Here is a 22,487-nt window from a genome sequence, read left to right as displayed (position 1 = left end):
CGTTTTCGACGTGTCGTAGGGAAGAGGCTGGCGGTTGCGGTGGGCGCCGATACGCGCGGACCACCACGCGATCGCCGAAATGAGGCGGGTTCAGAATGCTTGGCAATGAGATGTCGCCGCGCGCGAGTGTCATGCAGGTCGGTCAGGTCGTGAAGGCAGATTCGCGGATGCAGCCCCGACAGGCCCTTTCGGCCGCCGACTCCCGCAGCGGCTCCCCCCGCTTGCGCCGGCATCTTCTTCTGACCTCGGCACTGGTGTCCTCGGCCCTCATTTCCGGCCCTGTCTTGACGTCTCCCGCGCGGGCGCAGAGCGCGACCGGCGGGGATGGGCAGGCGGGCGTTATCTCGGGCACCATCGGTGTCGGCGGTGGCGGTGGCGGTGGCGGCGCGGGTGCGGCGCTCATCGCCTATCCCGGCCCGGGCAATCTTTGGTATGGCGGCGCCGGCGGCGCCGGCGGGGATGTGCAGCCCGGCGGCGTCGCCGGCTCAACGGGTGGATCGGGCCAGGCTAACGGCATCACCTCCAACAGCGGCGGCACTGGCGGGTCGGTCGGAAGCGACACGTCGACGGGCGGCGCGGGCGGTGAAGGCGCGGGCGGCGCCTTTGGGGGGGGCGGACAGCCGGCTCAGACTGCGGCATGGGCGGCCGGCGGCAGCGGCGGCGGTGGCGGCGCGGGTGTGATCATCACTGCCGTGGAAGAGTATGATCTGGACGACGCCATGGTGGGCGGTACTGGCGGCGTCGGCGGCTCGATCAATGCGACGGGCGCGTTCACCGGCTACACGGTGATCACCGGCAATGGCGGCACCGGTGGCTCGGGCCTCGTCATCGCGGCCGCCGCTACCGTCACCAACGCCAGTTCTTTCGACGTTTTGGGCGGTGCCGGCGGCGACGCTGGCGGGGACGGGCTCGCCCTGGGCGCGATTTCCATCCTTCAGGGCAAGGGCGGTGACGGCGGCGCTGCCATCGTTCTCAGCGCGGACGGAATTGACTTCAGCAATGCTGGCATCGCGAAGGGTGGCACCGGCGGCTCGGTTTCATCGTCCGACGTGAACCAGATGAGCGGCTCTGCCGGCGCGGGCGGTGCTGGCGTGCTGATCAGCGGAAATGACTCCATCGTCAGCAATTCCGGCACATTCCAAGGGGGCGATGGCGGGAACTGGTACAGCACCGGGCAGGGCAAAAGCGGCATCGGGCTTGTTGTGTCGGGAGACAGCAACACCATCACCAACCAGAAGTTCGCGGGCATCTACGGTGCTGACATTATTTCAGGAAAAATAGGTGTCGATTACGGCGGCAACGCCGTTCTGCTCAGCGGCACCGGAAACACAATAACAAACTATGGTTTTGTAGAAGCCGGGCTTGATGATCCTCAAGGCAGAGGTGGCGCGGGTGTATTTGTCACCGGGTCCTCAAACAAGATCATAAATGACGGCAATATCATTTCGACCAATGGTGTCGGCGTCTATTTTGACACGACATCGGTGGGCTCGGCGCTGGAGCTCTGGTCCAATTGGGGCCTCGTCGGCGGAGCCGTGAATGCTGGAACCAACACCACGCTCGCGCTGGGCGGGACGGTCAATCAGAGCTTCGACCTGACGCTGATCAATTCGACCTTTGTTGATTTCAACGCCTACGAGAAGGTCGGCACCTCGACATGGGAATTCACCGGCACGACCGGTTCGTCGGGGCCGGCCAGCAACTGGACGGTGAAGGAGGGTATCCTTGCCCTGGGGACCGGCACCTGGCTGAAGGGTGACGTCACCGTCGCATCCGGCGGCACGCTGAACGCGACGACCGCGAGCAATGGAACCGCCAAGATCGAAGGCCTGCTGCTTGTTCAGAGCGGGGGCATTGTCAATGCGCAGCAGGGCGCCGCGGGTTCGGGTGGTGCCACGCCGATCAATACAGACACCTTCACTCTCAATACGGGGGCGATAGTCAATATCGGCCTCATCAGTGTCGGGGCGGATGCGGCGATCACCTCGGGTGGCGCCCTCACCATCCAGTCCGGAGTGACGATCAACCTGACCGGCACCACGCTGGTGGAGGGGACATATAATCTGATCGAATACTCCGGTGCGGGCGGCACTTTTGTTCTGCCGACGGTGGGAACCGTGTCGGGGGGCCTGGAAGGGGTCATATCCACGACAACCCGTTCCCTCGGAAACATGCTGATCCTTACCCTGTCCGAGGGCGGCCTCTACTGGAACGGCACCACGACCTCCGGCAGCGGTCCGCTCGTGGGCGGGGGCGGCACATGGACCGCGAGTTCGGGCGTGCTCAACTGGAGCAATGCGGATGGCACGACCCATGTCGCCTCCAATGCCACCAAAACCGCCATCTTCTCCGCCACCGCCGGCATCGTCACCATCGACGATTCCTCGGGCGCGGTCGGGGCCAAGGGCCTCACATTCCTGACCTCCGGCTATGAGATCACCGGCGCGGCGCTCACCCTCGCGAATGTCTCGGCGGCGCCGACGGTGGATGTGGATGGCGCCGGCTCCCTTGCCACCATCGCCTCCGCGCTCGCGGGCAGCGACGGCCTGGAGAAGATCGGCGACGGCACTCTGATCCTGACGGGCGCGAACACCTATACGGGCGGCACCACTGTGTCAGGCGGCACGCTGTCGATCGGCGACGGCGGGAGCACCGGTTCATTGGTGGGCAACATCACCAATAGCGGCATACTGATTTTCAACCGGTCGGACGATCTGACCTATTCCGGGGTGATTTCTGGGAGCGGCAAGCTGGAGAAGCGGGGCGCGGGCACGCTGACGCTGACGGGGACGAACGGGCTGACCGGGCAAACGACGGTGAGCGCCGGTACGCTTGTTTTGACGGGCAGCCTGGGTGGCGCCGTGGCGGTCGCCAATGGTGCGACGCTGACCGGAACGGGCACGGTCGGTGGCAATCTGGGCCTCTTGTCCGGCGGCACCTTCGCGGGCACGAGCGGCGCAACCCTCACGGCGAGTGGCTCGCTTCAAACGTGGCACGCGAAGTTCAATATCGCGCTCGGTACACCCACGACGACCGCGGTCCTGTCGGTGGGGAGCAGCGTATATCTCGACGGCACCTTGAACCTGACGGCGGACGCGGGTTTCGCGAGCGGCACCTACCGGTTGATCGACTATGCCGGGAACCTGACGGGGGCCGGCCTGGTGCTCGGCACGGCGCCGGAGTATTCGCTCTACGTGGTCGACACGTCGACCACCGGCCAGGTGAACCTGCAGGTCGCCGCCGCCCAGTGGTGGAATGGCTCGACCGTTACCGCGGGTTCAAGCGTGCAGGGCGGCGACGGCACCTGGACCGCGACCGGCTCCGACATGAACTGGACCAACGCGACCGGCAGCACGGCCAGCGTGTGGACCCAGGATAGCATCCCCATCTTCGCCGGGACGGCGGGGACCGTCACGCTCAGCGGCTCCACCGCTCCCGAAGTGGCCGGGATGCACTTCCTCACCTCCGGCTACACGATCACGGGCGGTGCGATTTCCCTCGTTGCCTTCAACGAGCAGACGCCTGTCATCACGGTGGGCGACGCCACGCCCGAGACCGCCGGCTTTACCGCTACCATTGCCTCCGACCTGAGTGGCTCGGCGGGACTGGTGAAGGACGGCGCGGGCACGCTGATCCTGAGCGGGGCGAAATCCCTCACCGGCATCGTCGACGTTTCCGCCGGAACGATGGTTCTGTCTGGTGGTTCGGTGCTGGCGAGCACGACGGAGGTCAACCTGTACACCGGGGCGACGCTGGAGCTGGTGGACGGCTCGCAGGCGCTGGCCAGTCTAACCGGTGACGGCGGGACGTTGAAGCTCAACGCCAACACTCTGACGATCGGGTCCGACACGACCGGCGGAGCGTTTGCCGGCAGCATCACCGGCACGGGCGGGCTGACCAAGGTCGGTAGCCTCACCGCTTGGCTCGTCGGCACCAACACGTTCACCGGTCCCGTCCATGTTGTTGCGGGCAAGCTGTTCCTCCAGAACGGGTCGGCGCTCGCCGACAGCGTCGCGGTGACGATTGATGCCGGTACCGAATTGGTCCTCCGGAGCTCTGAAACCATCGGTTCCCTCGCCGGCGCGGGTAATGTGATTGGCGCCGGAGGGGGCTATGTGCTCACCACCGGCGGAAACAATGCGAGCACCACCTTCTCCGGTGCGCTGATGGATGGCGTGGCGCCTTCCGTCTTGAGTCTCGTCAAGACGGGCACTGGCACGCTGACGCTGACGGGCGCGAACACCTACACCGGCACGACGACGGTCTCGGCCGGCACGCTGGCGCTTTCCGGCGGCAGCCTGGCCGGGGGCGTCTCGGTGAGTTCGGGCGCGACACTGCAGGGCGGGGCGAGCCAGGGCACCGTCTCCGGCATTGTGGAGATCACGGCGGGCGGCAGGCTGGCGGGCGTCTCGGGCACCACCTCGCTGTCCATCGGCGGCAATCTGTCCTTCGCGGGACCGACCTCGATCTTCGCGGTAACGCTGGGCTCGCCCGGGTCGACGACGGCGGCGATCGGCGTGACCGGCGACCTCGCGCTGAACGGCGAGCTGAACCTCACCGCCGGCACCGGCTTCGCCAGCGGTACTTACCGGCTCATCGACTATGCCGGGACCCTGTCGGGGACGGGCCTGGAGATCGGCACGGCACCGGCGCATTCGCTCTATGCTGTCAGCACCTCCACCGCCAACCAGGTCAATCTGGTCGTGGCGGCGGGCCAGTGGTGGAACGGCTCTACCGTCGTTCCGGGCACGAGCGTGCAGGGCGGCGACGGCACCTGGAGCGTGACGAACGCCACCACCAACTGGACCAACGCGACCGGCACCACGGCCGATGCCTGGTCGCAGGCGGGGCTCGCCATCTTCGCCGGCACCAAGGGCACGGTGACGGTGAGCGGGGCCACGGCGCCGCAGGTCGCGGCGATGGAGTTCCTGGTCGATGGCTATGTGATCACAGGCGGGTCGATCGAACTGGTCGGCTTCGGCAGCAGCACGGAGGCCACTGTCCTGGTGGGCGAGGGGCCCGACGCCTTCGAGATGAGCGCCACCATCGCCTCCGCACTCACCGGCACGGTGGGGTTGGAGAAGACCGGCCTCGGCACACTGGTGCTGTCCGGCAGCAACAGCTATGCGGGGGTCACTACGGTCAGTGCCGGCACGCTGAAGCTCACCGGCACCAACACCTTGAGCGCCGGTGTCTATATGACCGGAGGCACGCTGACGATCGAGGGCAGCGGCACGCTGGCGAATACGTCCGGCTACATCGCCAATGGCTCGGGAACGACCGGCACAGTGGTTGTGACCGGGGCCGACGCCTCGTGGATCGGGACGGGCGAACTTGGCGTCGGCCAGGGCGGCCAGGCGAGCTTCACGGTTTCCGCCGGCGCTGAGGCGAGCTTCGCCAACAGCTATGTTGGTGTCCTCGCCGGATCGAACGGCACGGCCACGGTGACGGGCAAGGACTCGATCTGGACCAGTACCAGCGCCATCAATGTCGGCTATAGCGGCACAGGCACCGTGAATGTCGAGGCTGGCGGCACCCTCACGGGGGCGACCGGCATTGTCAGCGCCGGCGCGGGCGCAATCGGAACCGTGACGGTGACGGGGGCGGGTTCCACTTGGACGGCCACCACCGAACTCGGCATCGGCCAGTCCGGCACCGGCACGCTGAACGTGGCGGCCGGCGGCAGGGTGAATACAGGTATCGGCTATATCGGTGTGAATGCCGGAGCCATCGGCACCGCCACGGTGACGGGCGAAGGCTCGACCTGGGACAATACGGCCGAACTCCATGTCGGCTATAGCGGTACGGGTACGCTGACGGTCGAGGACACCGGCCACGTGTCGACCGTCAACGCCTATGTCAGCACCAATAGCGGGTCGAGCGGAACGCTTGCCCTCAAGAGCGGCGCCACCGCCTCCAGCAGCTTTACCTATATCGGCGTCAGCACCGGCGCCAATGGCAGCGTCACGGTGACGGGCGCGGATTCGCTGTGGACCAGCAGCAACGACTTCGTCGTCGGCGGCTCCGGATCCGGCCAGATGACGGTGTCGGCGGGTGGCGGGGTGAGCAGCGGCAATGGCTATATCGGCCTCAATGCCCTCTCCACCGGAACGGCGACAGTCACGGGCGCGGATTCCAGCTGGAGCACGGGCAGCCTCGACCTGTTCATCGGGTTGAACGGCACCGGCACCCTGAATGTCGCCGATGGCGGCGCCGTCTCGGCCGCCCATGTCACGCTTGGCTACGGCGCCACGGGGGGCGGTACGCTCAACCTGGACGGCACGGATGGCGCGCGTGGCATCCTCACCACGGGGCAGATCAGCAAGGGCGCGGGCCAAGGCTCCGTGAACTTCAATGGCGGCGTGGTGAAGGCTTCGGCCAGCCAGGCCGCCTTCCTCACCGGTTTCGCGGACACTACCGTCACCATCAATGCCGGCGGCGTCACCTTTGACAGCAACGGGTTCGACATTGGCGTGGGGAGCGTGCTCGGTGGTGCGGGCGGGCTCACCAAAGCGGGCCTTGGCACGCTGACGCTTACGGCGGCCAACAGCTATACGGGGGGGACGACGGTTTCGGCGGGGACGCTTGAGATCGGCAATGGCGGCGTGACGGGTTCGGTTCTGGGCGCGATCGCCAATAACGCGACGGTGGCGTTCAATCGCTCCGATGATGTGGTTGCGGCCGGGGCGATCACCGGCACGGGCGCGCTGGTGCAGAAGGGCGGGGGCAAGCTGACGCTTGTGGGCGCCAACAGCGCGGGCGCGGGCACGACGGTGGAGGCGGGCACGCTGGAGATCCTCAGCGGCGTGTCGCTGGCGAGCAATGTCACGGTGACGTCCGGGGGAACGCTGCAGGGCGAGACGTCGGGCACGTCCGGGGCGGCGATCGCCGGCGCGGTGAGCGTGGAGAATGGCGGCACGCTGGCGGCGGCGCCGGTGACGACGGCGGGGGCCTATGGGCTTTCGATGACGGCGCTGACGCTGGCTTCGAGCGCCAATATCGATGTGACGCTGGGCTCCAACACCGGCAATGCGGTGTTCTCGGCCGGGACGCTGGCGCTGGACGGCGTGCTGAACGTGACCGATGGCGGGTCGATGGCGCTCGGTGTCTACCGGATCATCGACTACACGACGCTGGCCTCGGATGACGGGCTGGTGCTGGGCACGACGCCGCTGCACTACGCCTATGAGATCCAGCAGGCGCAGGGCCAGGTGAACCTGGAAGTGTTCGAGGGCGGCATTCTGTACTGGAACGGCAGCCAGACCACGCCGGACGGCACCATCCATGGCGGCGACGGCACCTGGACCGCCAGCTCGACCGACACCAACTGGACCACCTTCAAGGCGAACCAGGCGCGGGCCTGGGATGCGAGCTTCGCGGTGTTCTCGGGCACGGCGGGCGAGGTGACGATCGACGATACGGCGGGCGCGGTGGCGGTGACCGGCGTGCAGTTCATGGTGGATGGCTATGAGGTGAGCGGCGACGCGCTGACGCTGGCGGCGGCCTCCGGGCAGACGCAGATCCGCGTCGGCGACGGCACGGGGGCCGGGGCGGCCTATGTCGCCACCATCGGCTCGGTGATCACCGGCAGCACCGGTCTGGAGAAGACCGACCTCGGCACGCTGATCCTGGCTGGCACCAACACCTATACCGGCGGCACGACCATCACCCAGGGCATTCTGCAGATCGGCAATGGCGGCACCACCGGCGCGATCGAGGGCGATGTGGTGAACAATGCGGCGCTGGTGTTCAACCGCTCCGATGATCTCACCTATTCCGGCGCCCTCTCGGGCACCGGCAGCGTGACCAAGCAAGGCGCGGGCACGCTGCTGCTGGGCGGCACCAATAATTTCAGCGGCGGCCTGACGGTTAAGGCCGGCGCGGTGCAGGTCACGGCGGCGAGCGCGCTGGGCACGGGCGGGCTGGCGCTGGAAGGGGCGGGCGCGCTGCGGGCGAGCGAGAGCTTCCTCTATGGCGGCGCGGTCACGCTGAGCCCGGTCGAGGGGCTGGGCGGCGGCACGTTCACTGTGGACGACAGCAAGACGCTGACGCTGACCGGCGGCATTGGCGGGACGGGGGCGCTGACCAAGTCGGGCACCGGCGATGGGCGAGGCGGCGAGCTCTCGCTGGACGGCCCACCGCGCTGGCGCGCAGCGCATCGGGATGTGAGGGGGCACCTCGCTGTCGAACACGGCGCGGCTGACGGTGGCCAGCGGGGCGGCGCTGACCCTGACCGACGCGAACGAGACGGTGGGCTCGCTGGCCGGCGGGGGCGATGTCGCCCTCGGCGCCTATTGCCTGATCACCGGCGGCGACGGCACCAGCTCGACCTTCTCGGGCGCGGTCTCGGGCACGGGCTGCCTCAGCAAGACCGGCGCGGGCACGCTGACGCTGACCGGCACGAGCACCCATAGCGGCGGCACCACCATTTCAGGCGGCACGGTCCAGGTCTCCGCGGCGGGGGCGCTGGGCAGCGGGCCGCTGGCGCTTGAGGGCGGCGGCACGCTGCAGGCGAGCGACAGCTTCACCTTTGCCAGCGCGGTCTCGCTCACGCCGGCGGCCGGCGTCGGCGGCGGCACGTTCGAGGTGGACGACAGCAAGACGCTGACCCTGACCGGGGCGATCACCGGCCTCGGCGACCTGGCCAAGACCGGCACCGGCACGCTCATCATCAGCGGCAGCAACAGCGCCAGCGGCGCGACAAAGGTCGACGAGGGCATCCTCATCGCCGAGGGCGGGCAGGCGCTTGGCGACGCCAGCGCGGTGAGCGTGGCCATGGGGGCGCAGCTGATCCTGCGCCCGAGCGGCGCCACCGAGACGGTCGGCTCGATCGCCGGTTCCGGCGCGCTGGTCCTCGAGGGGGCGAACCTCGCCACCGGCGGCGACAACAGCAGCACCAGCTTTGCCGGGGTGATCAGCGGCACGGGCGGGCTGACCAAGTCGGGCACCGGCACGCTGACGCTGGCCGGGGACAACACCTATACGGGCGACACCACGGTGTCGGGCGGCGGCCTCGCGGTGACCGGCAGCCTGGATGGCGACGTCTATGTGCAGAACCTCGCCACGCTGTCGGGCACCGGCAGCATCGCCAAGACGGTGCATGTGCTCGATGGCGGCACGCTGGCGGGTGGGCCGGGAGCGGGCCTGACCATGGGCGGGCTCGACCTGGCCGCGGCGGCCACTGTGAGCGTGAGCCTGGGCGCGCCCTCGGAGGACACGGTGTTCACGGTCAATGGCGACGTGACGCTGGACGGCACGCTGAAGGTGACGCAGACGGCCGGCTTCGGCGTCGGCGTCTACCGCATCATCAACTATACCGGCGCGCTGACCGACAATGGCATGGAGGTGAGCCCGCTCACCGGCGGGCTGCTGGGCGGGGTCCAGACCTCGATCGCCAACCAGGTGAACCTGCTGGTGGAAGGCGTCGACACGCCGATCCTGTTCTGGAACGGCGCCAACACGACGGCGACGCAGACCGTGCTCGGCGGCACCGGGACGTGGACGGCGGGGTCGCAGACCAACTGGATCAATGCCAGCGGCACCATTCCGCAGGGCTGGAACGGCGCGTTTGCGGTGTTCCAGGGCTCGCCCGGTACGGTAACGGTGGACAATACCGATGGCCAGGTGTCGGCGACCGGCCTGCAATTCGTCGAGACCGGCTATGTGGTGAGCGGCGGCGATCTCCTGCTCGCCGGCGAGGCGCCGGTGGTCCGGGTCGGCGACGGCACCGAGGCCGGGGCGTCGAGCGTGGCCACCATCGCCTCGGTTCTCACCGGCACGAACGGGCTGGAGAAGGCCGATTACGGCACGCTGGTCCTGACCGGCACCAACACCTACACCGGCGGCACCACCATCTCAGGCGGCACGCTGCAGATCGGCGATGGCGGCAGCACGGGGTCGATCCTCGGCGATGTGGTCAATAACGCCGTGCTGGCGTTCGACCGCGACGACGACGCGACGATGGCGGGGGCGATCTCCGGCAGCGGCGCGCTGGTGCAGGCGGGCGAGGGCACGCTGTATCTGACGGGGGTCAACACCTCCACCGGCGGCATCACCATCGAGGCCGGCACGCTGCGGGTGGACGCGGCCAGCGCGCTGGGCAGCGGCGGCCTCATCGTGGGTACCTATGGCACGCTGCGCGCCAGCAGCAGCTTCAGCTATGGCGGGGCGGTGGTGCTGGGCGTGCCCAACCCGCTGGCCCGGCCGAGCTCGAGCGCGGGCACGATCGAGGTGGATTCCGCGCAGGGGCTGACGCTGTCGGGGGTGATCTCGGGCACGGCGGGGCTGACCAAGACCGGCGACGGCCTGCTGATCCTGACCGGGACCAACACCTATGCCGGGGTGACGACCATCTCGGCCGGCACGCTGCAGATCGGCGATGGCGGCACCACCGGCTCCATTGCCGGCGACGTGGTCAACAATGCCAGCCTGGTGTTCAACCGCTCCGACACCTACGCCTTCACCGGGGCGATCACCGGCAGCGGCGAAGTGACCTTCACCGGCGGCGGCACGGTGCTGTTCTCCGCGCCCTATACCGGGGCGGTGACGGTGGATGAGAGCACGGTGCAACTCGCCTCCGGGTCGAGCACCGCCTCGACCTTCACCGTCAATGAGGGCGGCGTGCTCGGCGGCACGGCGAGCATTGGCGGGCTGATCGTCAATGAGGGCGGCATTGTCGGGCCGGGCTATTCGCCCGGCACGCTGACCGTGAACGGACCCGTCACGTTCAATGCCGGCGCGGTCTACCAGGTGGACGTGACCGTGGCGGATGGGCACGACCTGATCACCGCCACCGGGCGCGGTGACGCTGTCCTCGGACGCGAGCGTCGAGGTGCTGGCGACTTCGGGGCGCTACCCCTCGACGAGCACGATCACCATTCTGTCCACCACAAGCACGGTGACTGGCACCTTCGGCTCGGTCACGTCGGACTTCGCCTTCCTGGCGCCGGAACTGACCTATGACGCGCAGAACGTCTATCTGACGCTGGTCTATAACGGGTTCAACTTCGTCGACTATGCCCACACGCCGAACCAGGCGAACGTGGCGGTATCGGCGCAGGCGCTGGGCACGGGCAACGCCGTCTATGAGGCGATCTTCGCGCTGCCGGAATCGGCGGTTGCGCCGGCGCTGGACCAGCTTTCGGGCGAGGCCTATGCCTCGGCGCAGACGGTGATCCAGCAGCAGTCGATCTATCTGCGCGACGCGGTCGGCAGCCGGCTGCGCCAATCGCTCACCGCCCCGTCCGCCGGCGCGCTGTCCTATGCCGCCAAGGCGGCGGGGCCGGCCACGGCCCAGCTGGCGCAGGGCTTCACCCCGACGCTGTGGGCGGAAGGCTTCGGCGGCTGGGGCGATATCTCGGGCAATGGCAATGCCGCCTCGGTCAACACCACGGTGGGCGGCGTGTTCGGCGGCATCGATGTCGCGGTGCTCGACCAATTGCGGGTCGGCCTCGTCGGCGGCTACAGCCGGACCTCGTTCGACATTGATGGCCGCTCCTCGCAGGGCACGATGAATAATTACGACATCGGCCTCTATGCCGGTGCGCAGTTCGACGCGCTCGCTTTGCGCGGCGGCGCCTCCTACACCTGGCACGACATCTCGGTGTCGCGCTCGGTGGTGTTCCCGGGCTATTACGGCGCCCAGGATGCCGACTACATGCTGGGCACCACCCAGCTGTTCGGCGAGGTCGGCTACGACCTGTCGGTGGGGGCCTATGCCTTCGAGCCCTTTGCCGGGCTCGCCTATGTCCACATCTCCGGCGACAGCTTCACCGAGAGCGGCACGCTCGCCTCGGCGCTGTCGGTTGATGGGGCCTCGCAGGGCACGTTCTACTCCACGCTGGGCGTTCGTGCCGCCACCAGCTTCACCGTGGCAGGCCGTGCTCTCACCACCAGCGCGACTTTGGGCTGGCAGCACGCCTTTGGCGACACGACCTCAACCGCCGACATGCTGTTCGCCACTGGCGGTGCCACCTCCTTCACCATCCAGGGCGTGCCGATCGCCGCGGATGTGGCGCTGGTCGGGCTCGGGCTGGGCTACCAATTGTCCGACAGCGCCGAGCTGCAGCTCAACTATGCCGGCCAGCTCGCCGACCAGACCAACCAGAACACCTTCAGCGCGCAGTTCTCCTTGAAGTTCTAAGCCAACCGCGCGGCTCTGCCCGACACTCCAATTGGAGTGTCCCTTCCGAAAGAACGCGCCACGACCCGTCATCTCGCGATGACGGGTCGTCCTCCCCCCGCAGGCTTACAACCACGCGGAGCCGTGCCGTCATTCGGTCAGGAAGGCGCGCGCCGGCCTGACCGAAGGCCGCCCATGCGGGACCCGGCTTTGTCCGGCGCACGACACGCATCGACGCTGACCATCATCCCCGCCGGCCTATCCCGCATGCACGCGGCGATTATTCGGCGACGGCCATGGACGGGGCCTGCGCTGCCTGTGTCCGGACGCCACTATGCCCCACGCACCCACTATCTCCGTTGGGAGAGCGGCCAATCATTGACCGCTCAAAATGGGCGAGGTCAGAGCGTGTCCTCGCAACCTGCAAGGCTGCGATCAGGGGAACTGAGTACCCCCGGGAATTCCGTTTGCGGATAAGACAGCGACAGCGCGACCCGCTTGGGTTGAGCCGATCTGATCGCCAAAGCGTCTCTAATTCCATGGGTGATCCCGTTATCCGATCGGCGCGGATCGGGTCGATCGGCAACGACTCCAGACCTCGGCAACCAATATATAATTGGTTGCCGAGGTCTGGATTAGGAAACCCGTCGGCGGCTGGAGGATCCTCATGTTGCCACCTTCATAACTTTCAAAAATGCAGATAGCAGAGCTCGAGAGAGGCCGAAATCTTGACTCACCTTCCAACCAATATATAACCAAATGAAAATAGGGTCAGAATGATCCGGCGACCGGGCTCATGGTCTGGCGCGAAGAATGGTGCGTCAACGCGCCTTTGGGAGGAAGTCGATGTTCAACATGCTCAATCGTCGCCAAATCCTGCTTGCGGGCGCCGGCGCCTTCGCCATCCCGATGCTGCGCGGTTTCATGCGCGCGGAGGCGGCCGATGGTTTCCCCAACAAGACGATGCAGGTGCTGATTCCGACCGGCGAGGGCGGCGGTGTCGATCAGGCGGCGCGCGCCTTCAATCGCATCTGGAGCAAATATCTCGGTGCCAATTTCGAGTATTCCTACTTCCCAGGCGCCTCGGGTCAGGTGGGGTACGAGGTGTTCGTCTCCAAAAGGGAGCCGGACGCCTACAATATCCTCTTCGGAAATATCGGGCCGGAGATGATCATGTACGCCACCCAGAAGGTAAAATACAAATATCCTGAGGATTTTACCTATATCGGTAGCATGGATGTCGACGATTCGGTGATCTGGGTAGCGGGCGACAGCAAGTTCAAGACCATCGGCGACATGGTCGAGGAAGGCAAGAAGCGGGAAATCACCCTTTCCACCAGCCGCCTGCCGCATCCCTCGACTATCGGCGCTTTGGCGCTGGCCGAGGCCACCGGCATGAAGGTGCGGATGATCCCCTATGGTGGTGGCGGGCCGGCCCGTTCGGCGGCGATCACCGGCGAGGTTGATGGCTGCGCCACCTTCCTCTCCTCCTCGCTCGGGCTCGGCGAACAGGCGCGCTTCCTCACCGTGTTCAACGACACCAACCGCGCCCCCGAACTGACCGGCAACGCCCCGCCCGTAAACCAGGCACTCGGCACCAAGATCCCGCCAATGTCGGGACAGCGCGCCATCGCTATCCACACCAAGGCGGTGGAGGCCTATCCGGACCGCGTGAAGAAGCTCTCCGACACCTTCCAGCAGGTCTTCGCCGACCCCGACTACAAGGTGGTGGCCGAGAAGGCTGGCACGCCCTGGGAGTTCATCCAGTATGGCGATGCCGCCTCCTGCCGGAAATCAGCGGCGGAGTTCGTCGAACTGGCCGAGCGTTTCCGTCCGCTGCTCACCGCTTCCAAGGGTTGAGAGCGCGTCTTTTCCTCGGCACGCCCCCGCGCGTTGTACCGGCCTTAGGCCGACGCGGTTCCGCGCGCCGCAGCCGCCGCAACCGGCGGCGTCCTGCCCGGCGGGACCGGGCCTTCACCGCTTGACCGCGTAGGACACCGCCATGAACGATGAGCGCAAGGCCAAGGTCGCGACAGGACCCGACTGGATCATTCCGGCTTTGGGCGCCGCCTTCGCCGCCTATTACCTCTACTCGATCAACGACCTCGCCTGGGAAGCCAAGGTCTCCGGCGTGTTCTGCGCCGTTATGCTGTTCCTGCTGATCCTCATCTTCGCCCTGCGCACCGTCGTCGGGCTGGTCCGCGGCACGCACTATGTGGAATGGCGCAGCCTTTGGGAAAGCCATCATCTCGCCCTCGTTCGTGGCGCGCTCTTCGGCCTGACCGTGACTTCGGTGGCGATCATTCCCTTCGCCGGCTTCACGCTTTCCACCTTCCTGTTCCTGTTCTTCGCCTTCCTCTGGCTGCAGCGCATGAGCCGGAAGAACGCGGCGCTCACGGCCGGCGCGCTGGCGCTCGGCGGCTACATACTTTTCATCCTGATCCTGCGCACCGCGTTCCCGACCGGCCCGTTCGAGCGCCTCGTCACGGCACTGACCGGCCTGTGAGGGGAACCCCGCCATGAACATCAGCTTCAGCCTGCTCGCCGACCAGTTCCTGCTCAATTTCAGCTATCTCTGGCTGATCATCATTGCCACGACCATCGGCATCATCATCGGGGCGATGCCGGGCTTCGGCTCGGCCAATACCATCATCATGCTGCTGCCCTTCACCTTGGCGGTGGATGTCGACGTGGCGATGATCTTCATGGTCTCGCTCTTCGTCGCCTCGCATATGGGCGGCGGCATCACCTCGATCCTGCTCAACATTCCCGGCAATGGCGGCTCGGCGGCCACGTGCCTCGACGGCTATCCCATGGCCCGCAAGGGGCTTGGCCAGCAGGCGCTGGTGCTTTCCTTCGTCGCCTCCACCGTGGGCGGCATGGTTACGGCGCTGATGTCGATTTTCCTGCTGCCCTATATCGCCCGGCTCGCCTATTACATGCACAGCGTCGAGATGGTCGTGATCCTGCTGTTCGGCATCACGCTGATCGCCTCGGTCGCCTCCGACAACATGCTGAAAGGCCTGATCGCGGGCTTTCTCGGCCTCCTGATCGGGGCCATCGGCGCCGACCACATCTATTCCACGCCGCGCGGAACCTTCGGCTTCATCGAACTCTATGACGGCGTGCCGCTGATCGCGGTGCTCATCGGCGTGTTCGCCATTTCCGAGGCGCTGATCATGATGGAGCAGAGCTCCGTCCTCAGCGAGGCCGGCATGCAGATGATGAAGCGGTCGGGCTGGAAGGAGACCTGGGAGGGCGTGGTCATGTCGTTCCAGCGCACCTGGCACATGATCTGGACCGGCATCATCGGCCTCATCATCGGCATCGTGCCCGGCGCCGGCGCCTCCATCGCCGCTTTCGTCGCCTATCAGCAGTCGCGGCTGTTTTCAAAGACGCCGGAGAAATACGGCACCGGCATCCCGGAAGGCGTGATCGCGCCGGAATCGGCCAATAATGGCTGCGCCTCCGGCGACCTGATCCCGCTGCTGGTCATCGGCGTGCCGGGCGGCACCACGGCGGCGGTGATGCTGATCGTGATGACCTATCACGGCGTGCAACTGGGGCCGCGCCTGTTCATCCAGAATCCGGGCCTCGGCTATGGCGTGTTCATCACCATGCTGGTCGCCTATGCGGTGATGCTGTTCACCACTTTGCCGCTGACCCGCTGGGTGTCCAAGCTGGTGATGATCCCGACCCCGGTACTGGCGCCGATCATCATTGCCTTCACCCTGGTGGGCGCCTTCGCCCCGCGCGCCTACATGTTCGACCTGTGGCTGACGCTGCTGTTCGGCGCCATCGGCTATCTCTGCCGCCGGTCCGGATACAATGTGGTGGCGCTGCTGATCGGCGTGATCCTCGGCCCGATGCTGGAGGCGAATGTGATGCGGGCACTGCGCATCAGCGGCAACGATCCCTGGGTGTTCTTCTCCTCGCCCGTGGGCAACATCCTCTGGGCCGCGCTGGCCTTCTCGCTCGCCATCCCCTCCATCGTGCAGTGGCGGCGCCGCCGCGCCGCCGCACGCGCCGCCATTGTGTGAAGAGGCCGCTCATGACGATGCAAGCGACGCCGGGGCCAATCGTTAGCGCCAATTTGCGCCCGCTGGCCCGGCTCGATCTGCCGGGTGGCGGCGAGGTCACGATCAAGGACGGCCACGCCTTCATCGGTCATATGTCGCCGCCCGACGGCACCACCATCCTCGACATTCGCGACCCTGCGCGGCCGCGCATCGTCGCGCAGCTCGCCCCGCCCGATCCGTTTTCCCACACCCACAAGGTGAAGGTGGCGGGCGATCTGATGATCACCAATGTCGAGCGGCACCGCCGGCATTTCTACCGCAAGGGCGAGCGGCTGGCCTCAGCCGGGGTGGAGCTCATGGCGCGCCTGGGTCGGGAGCCCTCGGAAGCCGAACTCGCCGCTGCGCTTGGCGTCGCGCCCGGCGATGTCGCCGAGCTGCGCGCGGGTCTCGCGCGCGGCTACGGGGCCGGCGGCTTCCGGGTATGGGACATCGCCGACCCCGCCCATCCGCGCGAGCTCGCCTATGTGAAGACCGGCGGCATCGGCGTGCACCGTTTCGACATGGACGAGCGCTTTGCCTACATCTCCACTGAGATGGAAGGTTACGTCGGCAACATCCTCGTCATCTACGACCTTGCCGAGCCGACCCGGCCGCGCGAGGTCTCGCGCTGGCATCTGCCCGGCCAGCATGTCGCGGCGGGCGAAACGCCTGTCTGGAGCGGCCAGCGTCACCGGCTGCACCATGCACTGCGGGTGGGAGACATTCTGTGGGCCGGCTGCTGGTATGCCGGCGCCTGGACCATCGATGTCTCGGACATTGCCCGCCCGCGCACGCTGGGCAGCTATAATTACCACCCGCCCTTCCCGGAGCCGACCCACACGCTGTTCCGCCTCGCCGCGCCGATCGCCGGCCGCGCGCTCGCGCTGATGATCGACGAGGAGCACGACCACACGCCCGGCCAGCCGCACGCCTTCCTCTGGGTGATGGACGCCAGCGATCCGGCGGCGCTGACGCCGATCTCCACGTTTCATGTCGCCGAGAGCGCCTCGCCCTATGCAAAGGCGGGCGGGCGCTTTGGCGCGCACCAGTTCCAGGAGCGTCAGGTCGGCAGCCTGGTCTTCGCCAGCTGGTTCGCCGGCGGGCTGCGGGTGATAGACCTCGCTTCGCCCGAGGAGCCCCGGGAAATCGGCCATTTCGTGCCTGCGCCCGCGCCCGGCCACGTGGCGCCGCAGAGCAACGATGTCGACATCGACCCGCGCGGCATCGTTGCCCTGCTCGATCGTGACCGTGGCCTTGATCTGCTGGCCTTCGAGGGCTGAGCCATGTGCACTGATTGCTTCGACGATCCCGCCGAGGAGCCCGCCGACGAACCCGCCATCGCCCCGGAGGAACTGGTCTGGCTCGCCCGCCGGATCGAGGAGCAGATGAGCGGCGAGCCGGTATCGCCGCGCGGTTGGGAGGTTTACTTCGGGCAGCTGAGCGGGGCGCTGGACTGGCGGACGCTGGAGCGCATTGGCCGAGCCATGGATGGTGCGCGTCTGGTCGCCAGCCTCGCCGTCGCGCGCGACGGCGAGGCTGGGCCTGGGGCATCGAGGTTCTGAACGAAGACGACCGACACCTGGCAAAGACCGGCCGGTGCCTATTTCCAGAGGCTCCTCAGCGCGCCGAAGATCGAGCCGCTGACTGCCTCACCTTGGATAACGTCCCCAACTTTGATGGCAGCCGCGCCGCCCGCCGGCGTTTCGACCACCACCACATCCCTGCGGCCCCGGAAAAAAGCTTCCGCCGCCTGCCGCGCGCCGGGGAAGAAGACCGTCCCATGGTCGTCCAGAACCAAGATCCCTCCGGGCGACAGGCGCGGCCAGAAGAATTCCAGACAATCGCGGGTCGGTTCGAACAGATCCACGTCGACATGGACGTAGGCGAACTTCCGGTCATCGACCTCATGAAAGCGCGTCGGTACCCAGCCCTTGTAGTATCGAATGAAGGGAAATGGCTTCAGATTGGCCCGCACCTGGTCTTCCGAACAGGCAAAGAGATTGCCCTCCTTCGGGGAGGCGGGGGCGAAGACCGTCGCGTCTTCGGTGGCGGACGGCGACAACCCTTCGAATGAGTCGAAGATGTGGAAGTCCCGCCTCACGCCGCCTTTCACCGCGATGCTCGCGGCCAGATAGGCCGACAGGCCCCTGAAACAGCCGACCTCGGCCATATCGCCGGGAACGTCCCGAATCTGTGGCAGCAGCTTGGCGATCAGGAAATGCCGCTGCCTGCGCATGAAGCGCTCTTTCATCTGCGTCGCGGCCAGCGCCTTGTCGTAAAGCACGTGGAAGTCGGCGTCGATGTCGTAGCGGACCTCGGGCCGATCGCGATTGGCGATCGGCCATCTCGGCGTGTCACCGAAGTGCTGGTAGGCGCTTTTCTCCCTCGCAGATACGGCGACGGTGTCTCGGGCGCTTTCCCGCTCATCCCCCGCCAGATAGGCATCGGAGAAGCCAGCGACGATCTGCTCCACAACCTTGGGGCGGACGTGCCGGCCGTCTTCGCGGAAGCCGTCCAGCCCCGCCAGGGTCACAAGCTCGAAGGACGGCACATAGTACAATCCATCGAACTCGCGAACCACCTGACCCGCTGCGGCGCGCAGGATCGCCTTGCCCTCGCAGTTCGCGGTGATGATGTCGGACGGGCCGAAGGTGCGCTCAAGGGGCACCGGCGACACGGACAGGAAAATGGGAGCGTCGGGCTTGCGCGACCGGATCAGCCGGACGATCGAGCGGAGATTGTCCAGGTTCTCGCTGAAATCGCTCTGATGATACTCTGTCTCGTCCAAGCCGGCACCGCCACCATAATTCGGCTTCTGGCCGACGATCTTGCCGTTGCGCTTGTTGCGGAAGACCTCCGCCATCCCGAAAGTGAACACGAAGGCTGTGGCCTCATCGAATGAGGCGCGCATCTCCGCGTTGACGAGATCCACCGCCGCATGCAGGTCCTCGACTGTCTTGCCGAAGACGAGCCGCTTGTAGGGATCTTGGAAAAGCGGCCTTTCCGTCCAGCCGACCACCTTCGCCGACACCTTCGGAGCGACCCAGTAATCGTCGCGGTCCTGGTTCCACGCGCCGGTGATCTGCTCCAATTGCTGAAGGATGGTGAAGGTGTTGTAGAAGTTCATGTGCTCCCGTTCCGGAAGCGTATCGATGACCATGCGGTCGCGATCAAAATTGATGCGGCTGTATCGGGGTGCACAGGTGAAGCCTTCCGCCCCAAGAGCCTTCCGGATTTCCTCCGAGAAGCAGCTTCCCATCGTGAAGATCACATCGTCACGGCCCAGTATTTTCTTAATGGGGAGCGTGATTTCACGACCTGAAAGGGCGGTCGCATACTTGCTGGTCGCAACATCGCTGGCGCGCAGCGAGAAATCCCGGGGCGTGGCGCCGGAAGCGCTCGACGGATCATTCATGCTTGGTCTTGCTCTCCCAACAGGTCACCCGGCACCGGAATCAATCGGCAACAGATCCGCTTTTGCTACCCACTGCCCTGCAAGGCGCTGCGACCTCAGCCTTTCATTTCACTGTAGCGGCTGACGGGGTCACAGACAATCTGATGGAACCCGCTTCCCCTGATGGGCGTTGATTCACTTGGGCGAAAGCGCGCCTTGCCGATGAAGGCGCTGCGACGGGCCCGCAGCCTGTAGCGACCCGTCGTGACGCCGTCCCTGTTCCTTGGGTTGCAGAAATACAACAAACGAGATTTTGACGGCTGTCGTTTCGTAATTTGGATGTTGCCTGCGCAATCTGGATAGCGTGGCTGCCCGATCCCCGCACATGCTGAGATGAAGAGTGCGCCAAAGAGGCGCGACAGGGCCGGGTGCGATGAATGCAGGGTGAAAACGTCGGGATTGTTGGCGCGCGCGAGCCGCTGCGGCGGGCGGTCACCGATTTCTGCGCGAACACGCGGCGCGCCCATCGAACCACTGCCTCTCGGCGGCGTGGTGAAACAGAACATGCTTAAGCGCCGTAACTGACGCCAAGATGAACAGGGCAGCATCTCGCAAGCATGTCGACGCCACCTCCTTCATGCCATCGTCGCGCCCCTTGCGGCGGAGGCTCCTGCTGAGTTCGGCCCTGGTTCCGGCGCTCGCTATCGCCCTTTCGGTCGCCCCGGTCTCGACCCCGACCCTGCACCCGATTTCGCCTACCCGCCCCACACCTGACCGAGTTGTATGATGACGCATCGTTTCCTCAAGCTGGCGGCGCTCCTGGCGGGCCTCGGCCTGTCCTGCCTCAGCCTCGCCGGCTCCGCTTTGGCGCAGCAGCCGGCCGCGCCGGCGCCGGCGGCGGGTGCCGCGGCGCGGCCCGGCCTCACCACCGCCACCTATCAGGACTGGGTGGTGCGCTGCGTGGCGGGCGACACTGGGCGGATCTGCGAAGTCGTGCAGAACATCCAGGCGCAGGGTCAGGGGCTGATCGCCAGCGTCGCGGTCGGCCGGGCCGATGCCAAGGCGCCGCTGCGGCTGGTGGTGCAGCTGCCCGCCGGGGTCTGGCTGCCGGCCGGGGTGAAGGTGCAGCTCGGTGAGAAGGCCAAGCCGGTCCAGCTCGCCTTCACCCGCTGCCCGCAGGGCTGCTTCGCCGAAGCCGAGCTGGACGCGGCCACGGTACAGGCGCTGAAGGCCGCCACCGAGGGCGGCAGCTTCTCCTTCGAGGACGGCGCCCGCCGCCCGGTGACGCTGCCGCTCTCCTTCAAGGGCTTCACCGCAGCCCTCGACGCCAGCCTCAAGCCGTAGGCCGCGCGCCGATCCGCCTGTCTCTTCACGCGGAGCGGACCGCGCGCCTCCAAGGCCCGCCGTCCGCCCCGCTCCGCGAAAGGTACCTGCCGTGATGAACCCGACCGAAACCGCTTCAGCCACCTCTCCCGTCCCTGCCGCTTCCCTGCCGCTGTTCTACCGCGCGCCGGGCCTGCTGCGCTTCCAGGACCATGCCCGGCTCGGCCTCCGGCGCGGACCGGCGTTCGGCTTCGCCGCCGGCGCGACGGCGATCCCGGTCGTGGCGGGCGAGTTCGCGTTGGCCGGGCGCGACTATCCCCTCGTCTTCGCCAGCGATGAAGCCGCCATGCCGCTGGCGGTGACGGGCCTCGCCGCCGGGCAGAACCTGTTCGTGGAGGCCGACGGCCAGTGGCGGGCGGGCTGCTATATCCCCGGCTATGCCAGGCGCTATCCCTTCATCGGCATGACGGTGGCCGAGGGCGGCGCGACGCTGCTCGGTGCAGACCTCGCAAGTGATCGCCTCGCCAGTGACCGCCTCGCCGCCGGGGACGAGGAGGCCGAGCTGCTGTTCGACGCCAAAGGCGGCCCCACGCCGGCCGGGCAGGCGGCCATCGCGCTGTGCGAGGCCTATGCCGCCGACCATGAACGCACGCGCGCCTTCGCCCAGGCGCTGAAGGCCAACGGCCTGCTGGCGGCGCGCACGGCGCAGGTCAATTATGAAGATGCCGGCCGCGCCGTGGTGCAGGGCTTCCAGCTGGTCGACGATGCCGCCTTCCGGGCGCTGCCCGGCCCGGTGCTGGCCGAGTTCCACGCCAAGGGCTGGCTCGACCTCATCGTCCTCCACCTCGCCTCGCAGCAGCGCTGGCGCGCCCTCGCCGCCGAAGCCGCGAAGACCCGCACTCAGGCCGCCAACTGAAGGGCCGGACCGGCGCCTTTCCCGCTGGCGTTCAGTCGAGCACGGCGGCCTTGAGCAGGCAGACCATGGTGGCGTGGGCCGGCTCTCCGGTGAGGTTGCGGATGACGTGGCGGCGGTCGCAGCGGTAGCGCAGCGTCTCGCCGGCGCGGGCGGTCTCGATCACGTCGCCGCACTCCACCTGAAGCTCGCCGGCCAGCACGGACAGGCATTCCACCGAGCCGCGCTGGTGGCCGTCGGAGATCAGCTCGCCGCCCGGCCCGGCGACGAAGTCGAACCATTGCAGCCATTCCACCGTCTTGATCCAGCCGGTGATGGTGAGGCGGCACTTGCCGTCCTCGGACAGCAGGATCGGCGTGTCGGCACGGGTGAGGTGCTCGACGAAAGGCTCGTCGTCGGTGGCGGCCATGAAGCGGTCGATCGACATGTCGAGCGCCTGCGACAGCCGCCAGACGGTGGCAAGCGTCGGGTTGGTTTCGTTGCGCTCGATCTGGCTGATGATCGACTTGGCGACGCCGGACTGCTCGGAAAGCTCGGACAGCGAGAGGTTATAGGCCTTGCGCAGGCGCTGGATGGTGCGGCCGAGCTGGCCGGTGATCGCCTGCGCCCCGGCATCCATGTCGCCGCGATCGAGGCTGCGCGTCCGGCCCGACATGCCGTCTCCTGTTTGGCTTTATG

13 protein-coding genes are annotated in these 22,487 nt (G+C 67.0%); 10 read left to right on the top strand and 3 right to left on the bottom strand.

Features of this window, described 5'->3' with window-relative positions; translation table 11 throughout:
- Positions 1-284: 284 nt before the first annotated feature.
- The 8 genes from A3M1_RS26600 (at position 285) to A3M1_RS0123250 (ending at position 17,741) form a co-directional block, all read left to right on the top strand.
- The gene (locus A3M1_RS26600) at positions 285-8,414 is read left to right on the top strand and encodes an autotransporter-associated beta strand repeat-containing protein (RefSeq protein WP_245261842.1); all 8,130 of its coding nucleotides are present in this window, start codon (positions 285-287) and stop codon (positions 8,412-8,414) included.
- On the top strand, positions 8,299-10,962 hold the full coding sequence (locus A3M1_RS27000; protein WP_371258791.1) for a beta strand repeat-containing protein: 2,664 nt from the start codon (positions 8,299-8,301) through the stop codon (positions 10,960-10,962). Before A3M1_RS26600 ends, A3M1_RS27000 begins: the two co-directional genes overlap by 116 nt.
- Positions 10,898-12,142, top strand: a complete 1,245-nt coding sequence (locus A3M1_RS26995) for an autotransporter domain-containing protein (RefSeq protein WP_018391397.1) — start codon at positions 10,898-10,900, stop codon at positions 12,140-12,142. The genes A3M1_RS27000 and A3M1_RS26995 overlap by 65 nt, the downstream gene beginning before the upstream one ends.
- 825 nt (positions 12,143-12,967) lie before the next feature.
- Complete coding sequence (locus A3M1_RS0123270; RefSeq protein WP_018391396.1) at positions 12,968-13,981, top strand: tripartite tricarboxylate transporter substrate binding protein; 1,014 nt, start codon at positions 12,968-12,970, stop codon at positions 13,979-13,981.
- Between the two features lie 142 nt (positions 13,982-14,123).
- Entirely contained in the window at positions 14,124-14,627 is a 504-nt protein-coding gene (locus A3M1_RS0123265; RefSeq protein WP_018391395.1) for a tripartite tricarboxylate transporter TctB family protein, read from the top strand.
- 13 nt (positions 14,628-14,640) lie between these two features.
- Positions 14,641-16,161: a tripartite tricarboxylate transporter permease gene (locus tag A3M1_RS0123260; RefSeq protein ID WP_018391394.1), complete on the top strand. Its 1,521-nt coding sequence runs from the start codon at positions 14,641-14,643 to the stop codon at positions 16,159-16,161.
- Positions 16,162-16,172: 11 nt separating this feature from the next.
- Positions 16,173-17,459 (top strand): hypothetical protein, encoded by a 1,287-nt coding sequence (locus A3M1_RS0123255; RefSeq protein WP_018963941.1) that lies wholly within the window; start codon positions 16,173-16,175, stop codon positions 17,457-17,459.
- A gap of 3 nt (positions 17,460-17,462) precedes the next feature.
- Complete coding sequence (locus A3M1_RS0123250) at positions 17,463-17,741, top strand: hypothetical protein (RefSeq protein WP_018391392.1); 279 nt, start codon at positions 17,463-17,465, stop codon at positions 17,739-17,741.
- A gap of 38 nt (positions 17,742-17,779) precedes the next feature.
- Here the strand turns inward: A3M1_RS0123250 and A3M1_RS0123245 are convergent, their stop codons facing one another.
- Both A3M1_RS0123245 and A3M1_RS26595 read right to left on the bottom strand, forming a co-directional pair.
- Positions 17,780-19,594: a GSCFA domain-containing protein gene (locus A3M1_RS0123245; protein ID WP_018391391.1), complete on the bottom strand. Its 1,815-nt coding sequence runs from the start codon at positions 19,592-19,594 to the stop codon at positions 17,780-17,782.
- A gap of 95 nt (positions 19,595-19,689) precedes the next feature.
- The gene (locus tag A3M1_RS26595) at positions 19,690-20,139 is read right to left on the bottom strand and encodes a hypothetical protein (RefSeq protein ID WP_156029563.1); all 450 of its coding nucleotides are present in this window, start codon (positions 20,137-20,139) and stop codon (positions 19,690-19,692) included.
- A 217-nt stretch (positions 20,140-20,356) separates the two neighbouring features.
- Between A3M1_RS26595 and A3M1_RS0123235 the strand changes: the two genes are divergently transcribed.
- Positions 20,357-20,917 carry an invasion associated locus B family protein gene (locus tag A3M1_RS0123235; protein WP_026221473.1) on the top strand — a complete coding sequence of 187 codons (561 nt, stop codon included), beginning with the start codon at positions 20,357-20,359 and terminating at the stop codon, positions 20,915-20,917.
- Between the two features lie 94 nt (positions 20,918-21,011).
- Entirely contained in the window at positions 21,012-21,812 is an 801-nt protein-coding gene (locus tag A3M1_RS0123230; RefSeq protein WP_018391388.1) for a SapC family protein, read from the top strand.
- 31 nt (positions 21,813-21,843) lie between these two features.
- On the opposite strand, the gene A3M1_RS0123225 is transcribed toward A3M1_RS0123230, so the two are convergent.
- Positions 21,844-22,464 (bottom strand): helix-turn-helix domain-containing protein, encoded by a 621-nt coding sequence (locus tag A3M1_RS0123225; protein WP_018391387.1) that lies wholly within the window; start codon positions 22,462-22,464, stop codon positions 21,844-21,846.
- Positions 22,465-22,487 lie beyond the last annotated feature (23 nt).

Source organism: Ancylobacter sp. FA202 (assembly GCF_000380205.1).
In the GTDB taxonomy this organism is placed as follows: Bacteria; Pseudomonadota; Alphaproteobacteria; order Rhizobiales; family Xanthobacteraceae; genus Ancylobacter.
Note: the sequence above shows the minus strand (reverse complement) of the source record. Positions and strands in the feature narration are given on the sequence as shown.

Excerpts from the sequence above, each read along its gene's own strand:
- A3M1_RS0123230 (WP_018391388.1), top strand. The coding sequence starts at position 21,012 with ATGAACCCGACCGAAACCGCTTCAGCCACCTCTCCCGTCCCTGCCGCT.
- A3M1_RS0123265 (WP_018391395.1), top strand. The coding sequence starts at position 14,124 with ATGAACGATGAGCGCAAGGCCAAGGTCGCGACAGGACCCGACTGGATC.
- A3M1_RS0123235 (WP_026221473.1), top strand. The coding sequence starts at position 20,357 with ATGATGACGCATCGTTTCCTCAAGCTGGCGGCGCTCCTGGCGGGCCTC.
- A3M1_RS0123270 (WP_018391396.1), top strand. The coding sequence starts at position 12,968 with ATGTTCAACATGCTCAATCGTCGCCAAATCCTGCTTGCGGGCGCCGGC.
- A3M1_RS0123225 (WP_018391387.1), bottom strand. The coding sequence starts at position 22,464 with ATGTCGGGCCGGACGCGCAGCCTCGATCGCGGCGACATGGATGCCGGG.
- A3M1_RS0123250 (WP_018391392.1), top strand. The coding sequence starts at position 17,463 with ATGTGCACTGATTGCTTCGACGATCCCGCCGAGGAGCCCGCCGACGAA.
- A3M1_RS0123245 (WP_018391391.1), bottom strand. The coding sequence starts at position 19,594 with ATGAATGATCCGTCGAGCGCTTCCGGCGCCACGCCCCGGGATTTCTCG.
- A3M1_RS0123255 (WP_018963941.1), top strand. The coding sequence starts at position 16,173 with ATGACGATGCAAGCGACGCCGGGGCCAATCGTTAGCGCCAATTTGCGC.
- A3M1_RS26595 (WP_156029563.1), bottom strand. The coding sequence starts at position 20,139 with ATGTTCTGTTTCACCACGCCGCCGAGAGGCAGTGGTTCGATGGGCGCG.
- A3M1_RS0123260 (WP_018391394.1), top strand. The coding sequence starts at position 14,641 with ATGAACATCAGCTTCAGCCTGCTCGCCGACCAGTTCCTGCTCAATTTC.